The organism is Vibrio rotiferianus, assembly GCF_002214395.1.
GTDB lineage: Bacteria > Pseudomonadota > Gammaproteobacteria > Enterobacterales > Vibrionaceae > Vibrio > Vibrio rotiferianus.
The window spans coordinates 326,669-340,444 of sequence record NZ_CP018311.1 but is presented as its reverse complement, the minus strand read 5'-3'; the positions used below and the strand labels follow the sequence as shown (position 1 = coordinate 340,444).

Sequence of the window (13,776 nt, the reverse complement as noted above, 5' to 3'; positions counted from 1 at the left end):
TCTTAGTACTCGCGTTTCAATTACTGAAGCGAATCGACTGCCTTAAATTCGTTTACCACTAAAGGTTTTCCATCCGTTTGTGGAACGTGACATTGCAAACAGAAGTAACGACGTGGTGACATATCTGCCAGAACCGCGTCTTCACGGTTAACGTAGTGCGTTACACTGATCTTTGTAGCGCCTGCGTCTTTTGCATTTTTCCAGCTGTGACATGCTAAACATTTGTTTGCATTCAAAGATACTTCGTAATTGCGGATGCTGTGTGGGATCAGTGGTGGCTGATAAACAAAGCTGTCTGCAACGATTTGGTCTTTTGGAAAGTCTTTGAAGTCATCAGCAGGGCGTGTGTCTTCAAGTTGTGCAGTACCACGTAGAGACTCAAGTCCGCCGGTGCCGCCCGGGTTATCGAGTTCGGCTACTGCTGCACCACTAACTAGCGCACCTACAGATAACAGTGCAATTAGAAATTTTTTCATTATTAATTCTCCGCCTAATGGCTAAATTCTTAGGTATGACTGCTGCTTTCACAGCAGTCATCGCACTCTTAATTAAGCAATTTTTGTGATCTTCACTGGACACTTCTTAAAGTCCGTCTGCTTAGACAGAGGATCCGTAGCGTCTAGGATCAGTTTGTTAATCAAAATACGAGCATCAAAGAATGGTACGAATACCAAGCCTTCAGGTGGACGGTTACGGCCGCGAGTTTCAACACGAACGCGTACTTCACCACGTTTGTTTGCAATCAGAACTTCTTCACCGCGACGTACGTTACGTTTCTTCGCATCAGCAGGGTGCATGTAAACCACTGCATCAGGAACCGCTTTGTAAAGCTCAGGTACACGACGAGTCATAGTACCTGTGTGCCAGTGCTCAAGAACACGTCCTGTACACAGCCACATATCGAATTCAGCGTCCGGCACTTCTGGTGGCGCTTCGTATGGTGCAGAGATAATCAGTGCTTTACCATCTGGCTTACCGTAGAAGTCCCAACCGCTGCCAGCTTTAGCGTATGGATCTGAGCCTTCTTTGAAGCGCCAAAGCGTTTCTTTTCCATCAACCACTGGCCAGCGTAGACCACGAACTTGGTGGTAAACATCATATGGTGCTAAGTCATGACCATGGCCGCGACCAAACGCTGCGTACTCTTCAAACAGACCTTTCTGTACGTAGTAACCGAAGTGGTGTGCATCGTCGTTCAGCTCACGCGCTTCTTCAATTGGGTATTTGTTAATAACGCCGTTGGCAAATAGCATGTCGTACATGGTTTTACCGCGGTACTGAGGTGCTTTCGCTAGTTGCTCTTCGGTCCAAACTTCTTCCATCTTGAAGCGTTTAGAGAACTCCATCACCTGCCATAAGTCAGACTTAGCTTCGCCTACAGTACCGACTTGTTGGTACCAAGCTTGAGTACGACGCTCTGCGTTACCATAAGCGCCTTCTTTTTCGATCCACATTGCTGTAGGTAGAACTAGGTCAGCAGCTTGCGCTGTTGCTGTTGGGTATGGGTCAGAACATACAATGAAGTTTTCTGGGTTACGGTAACCAGGAAGACGTTCACCATTGATGTTTGGACCGGCTTGCATGTTGTTGTTACACATTACCCAGTAAGCGTTTAGCTTGCCGTCTTTTAACATGCGATCTTGAAGAACCGCGTGGAAGCCAGGTTTAGGTGGAATAACACCATCAGGAATATTCCAGATACCTTCTGCAATCTTACGGTGTTTAGGGTTAGCAACCACCATGTCGGCTGGTAGGCGGTGGGCAAACGTACCAACTTCACGAGCGGTACCACATGCTGATGGCTGACCAGTAAGTGAGAACGGGCTGTTACCTGGAGTCGCAATTTTACCTGTTAGCAAGTGAATGTTGTAAATCAGGCTGTTCATCCATACGCCACGAGTATGTTGGTTCATACCCATTGTCCAAAGTGACATTACTTTTGTGTTTGGATCCGCGTATTGTTTTGCAAGCTCGATCAACTTCTCTTGCTCCACACCAGATAGCTCAGAAGCTTTCTCTACTGTGTAAGGTGCAACGGATTTTTTGTACTCTTCGAATGAAATAGAGCTCATTTTGCCAGAGTTAGGGTTAGCGGCAGCTTTTTGAAGTGGGTCATCATCACGTAGGCCGTAACCGATATCTGTTGTCGCTTGCTTGAAGTTTGTATGCTTGTTTACAAAGTCCCAGTTTACGGCATCATTTTCGATGATGTAGTTTGCAATGAAGTTTGCGATTGCTAGGTCAGATTGAGGTTCGAAGATGTAACCTTTGTCTGCTAGTTCAAATGAGCGATGGTAGTAAGTCGATAAAACGTTAACTTTAACATGTGGGTGACTTAGGCGACGGTCAGTAATACGAGTCCACAATACCGGGTGCATTTCTGCCATGTTTGAACCCCAAAGCACGAAAGCGTCAGCGTTCTCGAAGTCATCATAACAGCCCATTGGTTCATCGATACCAAATGTACGCATGAAGGCACCTACAGCAGAAGCCATACAGTGACGAGCGTTAGGGTCGATGTTATTTGATCGGAAACCGGCTTTCATCATTTTTGCAGCCGCGTAGCCTTCCATTACTGTCCATTGACCAGAACCGAACATACCAACACCAGAAGGGCCTTGTTTTTTAAGTGCTTCTTTCCACTTATCAGCCATAGTGTCAAATGCAACATCCCAAGATACAGGCGTGAACTCACCGTTCTTATCGTATTTGCCATCTTTCATACGCAGTAGCGGTTGAGTCAAGCGGTCTTGACCGTACATGATTTTCGATAGGAAGTAGCCTTTGATACAGTTTAGACCCTTGTTCACTGGTGCTTCTGGGTCACCCTGCGTTGCTACTACTTTACCGTTTTGAGTACCAACAAGAACAGAACAGCCTGTACCACAGAAACGACAAGGCGCTTTGTCCCATGTGATTTTGGTTTGATCAGAGCTCGCAATCAGATTGGTTGCAGAAGCTGGTAGTGTAATACCTGCGACAGCAGCAGCTGATGCAGCCGCGTTTGCTTTCACAAACGCACGTCTTGTCATTTTCATACTTCACCCTCAATTTGGGAATGTTGTGTTCCAGTGTCTTCTTTGTCCGTTTCTTCTAGCCCAGTTTCGATTTGGTGATAAACCAGCACTGTGCTTAAGACATTCGGTAAATTATTAATCGCATCGATCGTATCGGTGATGAAACCTTGGTTTTCGGTTTCTAGCACCACCACAATTTTGCCTTCTGGGCTATCCCCATAAATTTCTGCGTTTTCGTACGCTTCAATCTGGGTCTTTACTTCAGCCAGGTGCTCAGGCAGAACATGGATTACCAGACTCGATATGTGCACTTCGTTTAGTGACATGTATGTCTCTCGTTTCTATCGCCTTTAGCGCTAAATAAGGGCTAGGCTGTTATATTGCTCACATTGATGGATGAAGTAGGGCAAACTGATACACAGGCGCCGCAGCCGTTACACTCATCAAGGTCTATATTTGGTTGTGCTACTTTGCCAATTTCCAATTGGAACTTAATTGCCATTGGGTCGCACATATCCCCACAGCTTCGGCATTCGACATTTTGCGTTGCTAAGCAGCTATCGTTGATCGTTGCTTTTGCCTGCCATGGTTGCTCTTCTTCTGCTAAAAAAAGCGGCTCAGGACAAGCATCGGCGCATTGATAACAAAACGTGCACTCATCAATCGAAAAATCAACGGCAGGAAAACCGCCGTCACTTTTGGTAATAATCTTGGCTTCGCAAGCCTCGATACATTTACCGCAGCGAGTACAGTCATCGATGAACTGAGTTGGTTTTGCCAGCCAAGGAAGACGTACCGAATTATCCGGTTGCGTTTTTCTTGCAAAAAGTCTTCGTCTAGAAAGGTCTACCACTTAGTTACCTCAAAGTTAGAAACCCAAACTAAGCATAGTCCACAATTTCATTAATAAACTGTCATTTAAGTACACGAAATTGTAGTTTTTGACATATATCTATAAATACCTCTTAGGAGGTAATTGGGATGCAATGTTGTTTTGGATCAATAAATTCCAACGCAGGTGATCACATATTGATAAAGTTAAAAGATAATGCGTGTTACATAGTAAGAAATGCGGTTGTCGTATCAGCGGAGTTCAGAGTTGTTTAATAATGTGAAAAAGTCAGTAACACGTACCATCGCATCTGCCATGATGTTGATTTTGCTCCTCTCAGTGGCGACGACTGGCTTTGCTATTTTCACTCTTGCATCGAGCCTTAATGATGCAGAGGCCGTCAATGTGTCTGGTTCAATGCGTATGCAGAGCTATCGATTAGCTCACGATATTCAGAGTGAATCTGTAGATTATTCTTCACATATTGACTTATTTGAGCAGTCTATATACTCCCATTCGATGCTGGCTCTGCAACATTGGTCAGTACCTGAAGACATCACAAAAGATTACTACCGTTTGATCCTTCGCTGGCATGAACTGAAATCGGTGTTGAAGAGCCAAGATAGAGACCGATATTTGGTGTTGGTAGCGGGCTTTGTGAAACAGATCGATGCGTTCGTTTTTAAGCTACAGCATTATTCTGAGCAGAAACTGATCAACTTAGCGTGGATTGGTGGATTAGGGCTCGGAGGCATTTTGTTTGTTAGCATGTTTGTTGTGCATTTTGTCAGGCTTGAGGTGGTCAGGCCGTTACGTGCATTAGTATTTGCTAGTGAGCAGATTCAGAATCGTTCATTTAACGTGTCATTGAACGTTTCAAGTGATAACGAAATGGGTATCCTAACCCGAACCTTCAACAACATGGCGCACGATCTAGGCCAGTTGTATCGGGGATTAGAGCAAGCAGTTAATGAGAAAACTCGAAAATTGCAACATGCTAACCAGTCGTTACAAGTGCTTTATGACTCATCGAAGGAGCTGACCGCTTCGCGCATTCATCAAGAGAACTTTCAAGCAATCCTACAACATATTGTAAGCTTGGAAGGTATTCGTGCTGTAAAGCTTGAAATCGACCAAATTGGCGAACCAAACTGGATACTGACTGAAGGTGAAGAGTGTCGTCATAATTGCGATAGTGAGTGTCATAGCAAAACACTGACTCTCGATGGTGAGCACCTTGGTTACTTACACTGGAAAGCGGGCTTACCGTGTCCTAATGAGTCACTTATCGATAACTTTGTGCAGATCTTATCTCGTGCGGTATATTACAACCGCGCACAAAGGCAAGCCGAACAGTTATTGTTGATGGAAGAACGAGCCACCATTGCGCGTGAGTTGCATGATTCATTAGCTCAAGCTCTTTCTTATCTTAAGATCCAAGTCTCGTTACTAAAGCGAAGCGTAAAAGGACTACCGGATGAGGTGGCTGTTGCGCAAACTGCGCAAGTTATTGCCGAACTCGATACTGGGTTATCGTCAGCTTATACTCAATTACGAGAGCTTTTAACGACGTTTCGTCTCTCGATCAAAGAGGGCAGCTTTGGGCAAGCCCTACAAGAAATGGTTGCAACACTGGATGAGCAAACCACAGCGGTCATTTCATTGAATAACCAACTTTCGTCTACTGAGCTTGATGCGCACCAGCAAGTGCATCTACTACAGTTGATAAGAGAAGCGACAATCAACGCCATTAAGCATGCGCAAGCTGAGAACATTAACATTGAATGCCTTGAATCAGACGGTTTTGTCACCGTGAGAGTCGAAGATGATGGCGTTGGGTTTGATAGACAAGATGAAAAGTTAAATCACTACGGTATGAGTATCATGCAAGAGCGTGCGGCAAGGCTCCACGCAGATTTGAGTGTTGAGGCTCAACGCGACATGGGCTGTACCGTAACATTAGAATTCCAGCAGAGTAAGGAAGTATAAATTGACAGTGTGTAAAGTAATGCTGGTGGATGATCACCCACTGATGCGCCGTGGTATCCAACAGTTATTGAGTTTCGAACAAGAATTCGATGTAGTTTGTGAGGCAAGTAGCGGTGCAGATGCGATTGCACAAGCGCATGAGCATGAACTGGATTTAGTGTTACTCGATCTAAACATGAAAGGTATGTCGGGCTTAGACACACTAAAAGCACTACGTGCGGATGGTTGTGAAGCTCGTATTGTAATTTTGACGGTTTCTGATAGCCCAGCAGATATTGAAGCGATTGTTCGTAGTGGTGCAGATGGCTACCTTCTAAAAGATACGGAACCCGATGAGCTTGTTGAGTTGCTAAAAAGTGCACATCAAGGTGACAAAGCCTATAGCCAAGCCGTGGCTAACTATCTAAGTGAGCGTTCTGATCAAACGGATGTTTTCGATTCACTAACGGATCGTGAAACACAAATTCTGCAAGAAGTTGCGAGGGGTTTCCGTAATAAGCAGATTGCAGACCGACTGTTTATCTCGGAGTCTACGGTTAAAGTGCATATGAAGAGCCTTTTGAAAAAACTGCAGGTTCCATCGCGTACAGCCGCAACGGTTTTGTATCTGGAACGATACGGTGAGGTGAAATAAAAGGTCTCAGGGAATGAGCCGTTGAACTAAACAATTACACACTGCAAAGCTTCTCGTTCTCACTTAAAACCTTTGATTACTAATGCCTGCGCCTTTAAGCGTGGGCATTTTTGTTCGTGACGTCTCTTTTTTAGGGCTCTTTCCAAGAGTTTACTTGGATTGGTGTTCACTCAACTATTCATCTTGCGTATGCTAGAAGCCATAATAATGAAAATAAACTTGTCAGTTTTCTCGTACTATATGCGGTAACAATCTGATAAACTTCTGATCAGGTTGTTGAATATTTGAAGGTGGTTGAATGTCTTTTCCTGTACTCATCTGTGATGACTCAGCGCTCGCGCGCAAACAGATGGCGAGGTCACTGCCTGCAACACTGAATGCAGATATCACTTTTGCCATTCACGGTAAAAACGCGCTAGAAGAGCTAGCGCAAAAAGAATTTAAGCTCATGTTTCTTGACCTCACCATGCCTGAGATGGATGGTTTTGAAACACTTGAAGAGATGCGTAGGCTGGGGAACACCACGCCTGTTGTTGTTGTATCGGGGGATATTCAGCCTAAAGCAAAAGAGCGCGTTTTTGCGCTTGGCGCTAAAGCATTTATTCAAAAGCCCATCGGTAAAGACGAGCTAAAAGCAACACTAAAAGAGTTGGTTGAGCCGCCTCAGGTTCCGCAAGTTGTTATGCCTAGCGTTGTTGAGCTGCCAATTTTGCGTAGACGCGATATCTACATGGAGGTGGCCAACGTCTCGATCGGTCGTGCAGCGGATGCTTTGGCTCGCCATTTCGACGTATTTGTTCATCTGCCTTTGCCAAACGTTAATATTTTTGAGCTCAGCGAGCTTCATATGGCGCTAAGAGATTTGGCCTCACATGATAATGTCTCAGGTGTTTGCCAAGGCTTTTGTGGAGAAGGGATCGCCGGAGAGGCCTTGGTTATCTTAAGCGATTCGAGTGTTTCTGATCTGAAGAAACTCATGAAGGTACCTGCTGATAGCGAAGAGCTTGAAGAGCTAGAGCTGCTAATGGATATCTCCAATATCTTAGTCGGGTCATTTTTGAATGGTTTAGGGGAACAAGCGGAAGTTCGTTTCTTCCAGAGCTCTCCTGTTCTTTTGGGTCAGCACATATCAATTGACTCGATTATCGAATCCACGACGGGCGCGTTCAGTAGAACTATGACCTTCGAGGTGAGTTACAATATTGATGGCACTTCAATTCGTTGTGATCTTTTGTTTATGTTTGTCGATGAGTCGCTTCCGCTTCTTGACAACAAACTGTCGTATTTGATGGAGGATTTCTGATGTTGAATCTGCCTGCAGAATTTGAACAGTTCCACTGGATGGTCGACATGGTTCAAAATGTCGACATGGGATTGGTGGTTTTGGACCGAGATTACAATGTTCAAGTGTGGAATGGCTTCATGACTCACCACAGTGGCCTTCAATCTCATGATGCAATTGGCCGCTCGATCTTTGATATTTTTCCAGAGATCCCTCAAGAATGGTTCAAGCTAAAAACGAAGCCTGTTTATGATCTAGGTTGTCGAAGCTTTATTACTTGGCGCCAGCGTCCATATCTTTTCCGTTGTCGTAACGTTCGCCCTGTTACACAACAAGCGGAGTTTATGTACCAGAATGTAACGCTTAACCCAATGCGGACCCCAACTGGGAAGATAAACTCATTATTCCTTTCTATTAATGATGCGACCGCAGAAGCGCTACTCGCTCAACCAAAATAAACACAGAGAAGCCGAGGTTAACCTCGGCTTTTTTGTATACCCTTATAGATAGGGCACACGGTATGCAGATTGATGATATGGACTTTAGTTTAGCGTTGAAACTCTACACCGCAGAGCAAGTGAAAAGCGGAGAGGTGGAGGCTGCTCGCTTGGCGGGCATCTCTATGTATAGCTTGATGCAACGTGCGGGGATGGCGGTATACGAACGCTTTCAAACTCTTTACCCTAGAGCGAAGAAGGTCGTTGTTTTGTGCGGAAAAGGCAATAACGGTGGTGATGGGTATGTCTTTGCGACGCTCGCACAACAAGCACAACTTGATGTTTCAGTCTTTCAAGCCGGAAAAGAAGAAGCACTCAAGGGTGACGCCCAACTCGCTTTCCAAGAATGGGTTCTTAATGATGGCAGGCATTCAGACTGGAATGATTGGGAGGAAGCCCTGTTTGAAGCGGATGTCATTATTGATGCCTTACTAGGCACTGGTCTAAGTGGGGACGTTAAGAAGCCGCTAAGTGAGCACATTGACCAGATCAACCGCATACGATGCCCCGTCATTTCTATTGATATTCCATCAGGTCTTTGCGCCAATACAGGTAATGTATTAGGCCATGCCGTTAAAGCCGACCATACCGTTACATTTATCGGTGTTAAACAAGGACTCTGTACTGGGCAAGCGCGGTCGAACGTCGGGGAGCTTCATTTTGCTGGATTGGGTGTTGAGCGAGAGTTCCAGTCTATCACTGATGAAAGCGCTCTAGGCATTGATCAGAAAATAATTAGTCGGTTGTGGCCAGAAGCGAATCCAACGGCCCATAAAGGTGACAACGGTAAGTTACTGTGCGTGGGTGGTAACCAAGGAATGTCTGGAGCCATCCGATTATGTGCATCAGCGGCAACTCGTACAGGAGCAGGCTTAACGGCCGCCATAACCCATCCGAATTCTTTAATACCTTTACAGGTCGCCTCACCAGAAGTCATGAGTCAGAGTATTACTCTAGAGCAGCTCAAAGATACCGATAACGAACTAGTGAAACGAGCAGACTGGGCTGATGTTTTAGCCTTTGGCCCAGGTTTTGGCGTGGATGAATGGGCGTATCTGGCTTATGTAATGCTATCTCAGCAACATAAACCCAAGGTGATTGATGCTGATGGTTTGAACCTTCTTGCGATGCTGAATAAAAGTGCTGATGTGGCATTTGTACGAGACGAGCAGCGCGTTATGACACCACACCCAGGTGAAGCTGCACGTTTACTTGATGTTTCAACCAAAGAGATAGAACAAAATCGCTTCGCGGCGGTGAAACAACTCCAAGAATACTATGGTGGTGTCATTGTCCTCAAAGGGGCTGGTTCATTGATATATGATGGTGCACGTATGTATGTTTGTTTGGCCGGAAATCCCGGAATGGCTAGTGGAGGGATGGGGGATGTTCTTTCAGGTGTGATAGCCGCGCTATTGGCTAAAGGTTTGCCTATCGCAATTGCTGCACGTCTAGGTGTTGTTCTCCATAGTAATGCTGCAGATTTAAACGTTGAACAAAATGGCGAAGTTGGACTATTGGCAACTGATGTCATTGAGTCGCTTCGGCATGCAATTAATTCTCAGCGTTTGTAAAAAGTCTTCTTAAAGCTCAAAAAAGTGACGTTAAGCGTGAAAATTTTGAAGTAAATATTATTAATTAATAGGACGTGAAGAACTCGTTTGGCGTAATTTTAAGCGTTTATGAGGGGTTGTACGGTAGCCAGTCATGAATTTCACGCAAAGGTTTGCGCAAAGGATTACCTAAAGATTGGTTTTAACTACTTGATATTGCTGATTAAGTTGTAATTTGGAGGTTTTGGGGGGTGTTTTTGATATGCGATTTCCAAGATGGTATCACAAAAAAAATTCAAATATCAGACTTGTAGGAAATAAATCACGGCCTATAATGCTGAAAACCGGAGCGTCTGCCAACGCTCCGGTTTTTTTGTGTCCGAAGAACAGTGAACTCGTCTGCCAACGACTTCACTACGCACTCTGAGGTGACACATATACATATGAATCAAGGAATTACACAATGCGTATCGAACAAGAACTTAAGTTAGGTTTTAAAGATGTACTGTTTCGCCCGAAACGTTCTACCCTGAAAAGCCGTTCTCAAGTAAATTTAACCCGCGATTTTACATTCAAGCATAGTGGCCGTCAATGGTCAGGTGTGCCTGTAATCGCAGCTAACATGGATTCGGTTGGTAGTTTTGCAATGGCGAAGGCACTAGCAGAGCATGGTGTAATGACCGCTGTTCACAAGCACTACACAGTGGAAGACTGGGCAGAGTTTGCAAAATCAGCAGACAAAACAACGCTAAACAATGTAATGGTGTCTACGGGTACATCGGACGCAGACTTCCAAAAAACCAAAGACATTATGGCTCTGTCAGATGAATTCATTTTCATCTGTATCGATATCGCGAATGGTTACTCAGAACATCTGGTTGACTATGTAGAGCGCGTTCGTGCAGAGTTCCCAGACAAAGTCATCTCTGCTGGCAACGTCGTAACTGGTGATATGTGTGAAGAGCTGATCCTAGCCGGAGCAGACATCGTTAAAGTAGGTATCGGCCCTGGTTCTGTATGTACCACACGCGTTAAAACTGGTGTTGGTTACCCGCAACTTTCTGCAATTATTGAATGTGGCGATGCGGCACACGGTCTTGGTGGTATGATCGTTGGCGACGGTGGCTGTTCATGTGCAGGTGATGTAGCGAAGGCATTCGGCGGCGGCGCTGATTTCGTAATGCTTGGCGGCATGCTGGCTGGTCATGAAGAGTCAGGCGGCGAAGTGATTGAGAAAGACGGTGAGAAGTTCATGAAGTTCTACGGCATGTCTTCTAAGAGCGCGATGGACAAGCACTCTGGTGGTGTTGCGGGCTACCGCGCAGCTGAAGGTAAAACCGTACTTCTACCTTACCGCGGCAGTGTTCACGGCACTATCCAAGACATCCTTGGCGGTGTTCGCTCAACATGTACATATGTAGGCGCAGCAAAGCTTAAAGAGCTAACCAAGCGTACTACATTCATCCGCGTACAAGAGCAAGAGAATAACGTATTCGGTAAAGAGTAATCTCAAGATTATTGGGATAGTATTCGATAGATTAAGAGCCGCATTTAGCGGCTCTTTTTAATGGAGCGTCTGCTCTTCAATCTAGAGAATTTATCTCTAATCTAATCTTGTATTTCGAGCTTAACCAAATTTATCTCTTAACACTTCCTGACATTTTGGCAGTAATGCCTGATGCTCATATTTGTATAGAGTTTTTATTCCATTTTTGTGACTAATTATCCACATATTTTTTACATTAAAAATGCCACTATTGATTCATAGCTCAATAGCCGGGAAGGTACATGGAAAATAATCAGTATCGAGGGGATACGAATAGTTCAAATTTTAAATATAGCAAAGAAATTTTTAATTCTAATTTTCTTACGGTGATCGAGAGTAAGAAGGCTAATCGTTTGTTGATGACTTTATTTGCAATAGGGTTATTAGTTGGGATTTTTATATAACCCATCAATTGGTAGCATAAAATAGGAGTATTATCGATGATAACTTTTACGCCAGACTCTCTTTTTCTTTTAATTGAAATTGAAGAAAGAATTAATTTTTCGAAATCAGTGGTGTTTATAAATATTGGCGACCATAATTATCAGATTGAGAAGTTAGAGACGATTAATGATTTTTTTGAAGTAAATGGAACATACCAAAGCTTTCCCATTAAGTATATATTACACCTTAGAAATAGTGCATCTTTGGAGTTTTCTTTTAAAAATGGTAAAGTCGCGCTATCGCCATTCAGAGTTAAGGCTCATAAAACTGATAGTAGAACAGAGTTAGAAGTATCCCCCTACGCTTTTTAATAATCTTGAAGCAAAATTCAGGCTCTAGTAACAGCCAACACAGATTGGAATTACGGATTTTGTAATTTAAATACCTGCGCGCCTACGCAGGTATTATTTTAATAGATTAGTATAGGTTTTCCTAAGAAATAACCTTGAACATGGGTTACTCCATAAGACTTGAGCTTACATAGTTGATCTTTACATTCAACGCCTTCAGCAACTAATTCGATGCCCATCTTCTTAGCTGTTTCAGATAAAAATACAAATAATGATTTAAAGTGGATATTTGAGTCTAATTCTTGTGTGAAAAGTTTGTCAATCTTAATCTGGTTGAATGGCAATTTGTACAAGCTTATTATAGAGCTAAAACCAGTTCCAAAATCATCTAAAGATAATTTAAAACCAAGTCCTGATAGTTTTAATAGCCTTTCCTGAACAGCAAGGTCATGATCTAAGAAAATTGACTCAGTTATTTCTAGTGTTAGTTGTGAAGGAGATATTTCATATTCCTTTGTCATTTTTAGTAATTTGCTTATGAAGTTTGGTGACTTAAGGAAACTAACAGATATGTTAATGTTGACACTTTCGATTCTATTGTATTGAATGTGTTTACAGCATTTTTCTACAATTAGCCATCCGAAGGTGGAAGAGTAGCCTAACTTTTCAATCAAAGGTATAAACTCTAAAGGAGTAATATTTCCAACCGATTTTAAATGCCATCTGGCTAGTGCTTCCAAGGAGTGTATCGTATTTGTTTTATTGTCTATGATCGGTTGTATTGCTATTTGGAATTCGTCATTTTTAATAGCAGATTCTAAAGCAGCAGCTATATTCAATTGTCTAGAAATTATTCTATAGTTTTCTCTGTCTAACTTTAAGTATTTTGATTTTACGTTTATATTAGTATAATTAGTTATATTTGTAATGAATTGATATAAATTGGTAATGTCTTCAATAAAGTATGATTGCATTGACACTAATGATAATTCATCTTTAAATATATACCCATTTAAATCACATTGTTCAATTATGGTTTTTATAATTAAACTGTCATCGACACTAATTTTATTATCTATAAGAGCGACAATGTGCGATTCATCAATAATAAAAAGTTCAAATTTCAAATTTAGTTTGTAGAAAGTTTCTTCTATCAAATTGACAAAATTAAGTATAATTTTTCTTCCAAGAGACTTTACTCTAGAGTCAATACGATTACTGTTTACGACATATAGTTTCTTATTGATGTGACTTTTATCTAATTCTCTTTCTAAAGCTTCTAAACCTCTTAACCCGGTAAGTTGGCTTAGTTGCGTTCGACTAATGTCTGTTGTTATTGATTTATGTATACCTATGAATTTATTTTCGCCATTTTCTTGGTATAATATTCCGGTTGACTCTATATTGATATAATTATTATCCGCGTTTTTTATGCGGTAATTACTAGAGCCAATCTCTTTTTTTGATGTAAGATGACTATTAACTTTGCTTAAAAATAGTCCTCGATCTTCGGGATGGATGATTGATACCCACTCATCCATTGTTATTGGATCTGTAGATATTCCAAATTGACGATAAAACTGTCGATTGTGGAACGAAAGTAGTCCATCACCTCTACGATACCAAATGCCAATGTTTGAATCATTGATTGAGTCAGCCAACTTTACTAGTAGTGACGTTTCCATAATTTAC

12 protein-coding genes are annotated in these 13,776 nt (G+C 42.7%); 7 read left to right on the top strand and 5 right to left on the bottom strand.

What is annotated here, in order from left to right:
• Positions 1-20 precede the first annotated feature (20 nt).
• From BSZ04_RS01675 to napF, 4 genes are all read right to left on the bottom strand, one after another.
• Positions 21-476 (bottom strand): nitrate reductase cytochrome c-type subunit, encoded by a 456-nt coding sequence (locus tag BSZ04_RS01675; protein ID WP_010451318.1) that lies wholly within the window; start codon positions 474-476, stop codon positions 21-23.
• A gap of 72 nt (positions 477-548) precedes the next feature.
• Positions 549-3,038 carry a periplasmic nitrate reductase subunit alpha gene (napA, locus tag BSZ04_RS01670; RefSeq protein WP_010451319.1) on the bottom strand — a complete coding sequence of 830 codons (2,490 nt, stop codon included), beginning with the start codon at positions 3,036-3,038 and terminating at the stop codon, positions 549-551.
• On the bottom strand, positions 3,035-3,343 hold the full coding sequence (locus tag BSZ04_RS01665) for a chaperone NapD (protein ID WP_010451320.1): 309 nt from the start codon (positions 3,341-3,343) through the stop codon (positions 3,035-3,037). The genes napA and BSZ04_RS01665 overlap by 4 nt, the downstream gene beginning before the upstream one ends.
• 41 nt (positions 3,344-3,384) lie before the next feature.
• The gene (gene napF, locus BSZ04_RS01660) at positions 3,385-3,870 is read right to left on the bottom strand and encodes a ferredoxin-type protein NapF (protein WP_088879324.1); all 486 of its coding nucleotides are present in this window, start codon (positions 3,868-3,870) and stop codon (positions 3,385-3,387) included.
• A 246-nt stretch (positions 3,871-4,116) separates the two neighbouring features.
• Here napF and narQ point away from each other — a divergent pair, with 246 nt between their 5' ends.
• From narQ to BSZ04_RS01625, 7 genes are all read left to right on the top strand, one after another.
• Positions 4,117-5,838 (top strand): nitrate/nitrite two-component system sensor histidine kinase NarQ, encoded by a 1,722-nt coding sequence (gene narQ, locus BSZ04_RS01655; RefSeq protein WP_088879323.1) that lies wholly within the window; start codon positions 4,117-4,119, stop codon positions 5,836-5,838.
• Between the two features lies 1 nt (position 5,839).
• Positions 5,840-6,472 (top strand): response regulator, encoded by a 633-nt coding sequence (locus BSZ04_RS01650; RefSeq protein ID WP_010451324.1) that lies wholly within the window; start codon positions 5,840-5,842, stop codon positions 6,470-6,472.
• 298 nt (positions 6,473-6,770) lie between these two features.
• Positions 6,771-7,775: a response regulator gene (locus BSZ04_RS01645; protein WP_010451325.1), complete on the top strand. Its 1,005-nt coding sequence runs from the start codon at positions 6,771-6,773 to the stop codon at positions 7,773-7,775.
• Entirely contained in the window at positions 7,775-8,212 is a 438-nt protein-coding gene (locus tag BSZ04_RS01640; RefSeq protein WP_010451326.1) for a PAS domain-containing protein, read from the top strand. Before BSZ04_RS01645 ends, BSZ04_RS01640 begins: the two co-directional genes overlap by 1 nt.
• Positions 8,213-8,289: 77 nt before the next feature.
• Complete coding sequence (locus tag BSZ04_RS01635; RefSeq protein WP_088880218.1) at positions 8,290-9,825, top strand: NAD(P)H-hydrate dehydratase; 1,536 nt, start codon at positions 8,290-8,292, stop codon at positions 9,823-9,825.
• A gap of 442 nt (positions 9,826-10,267) precedes the next feature.
• Positions 10,268-11,311: a GMP reductase gene (locus BSZ04_RS01630; RefSeq protein WP_010451329.1), complete on the top strand. Its 1,044-nt coding sequence runs from the start codon at positions 10,268-10,270 to the stop codon at positions 11,309-11,311.
• A gap of 479 nt (positions 11,312-11,790) precedes the next feature.
• On the top strand, positions 11,791-12,105 hold the full coding sequence (locus BSZ04_RS01625) for a hypothetical protein (protein WP_088879322.1): 315 nt from the start codon (positions 11,791-11,793) through the stop codon (positions 12,103-12,105).
• 98 nt (positions 12,106-12,203) lie between these two features.
• Here the strand turns inward: BSZ04_RS01625 and BSZ04_RS01620 are convergent, their stop codons facing one another.
• Complete coding sequence (locus tag BSZ04_RS01620) at positions 12,204-13,769, bottom strand: sensor domain-containing phosphodiesterase (RefSeq protein ID WP_088879321.1); 1,566 nt, start codon at positions 13,767-13,769, stop codon at positions 12,204-12,206.
• Positions 13,770-13,776: the final 7 nt, after the last annotated feature.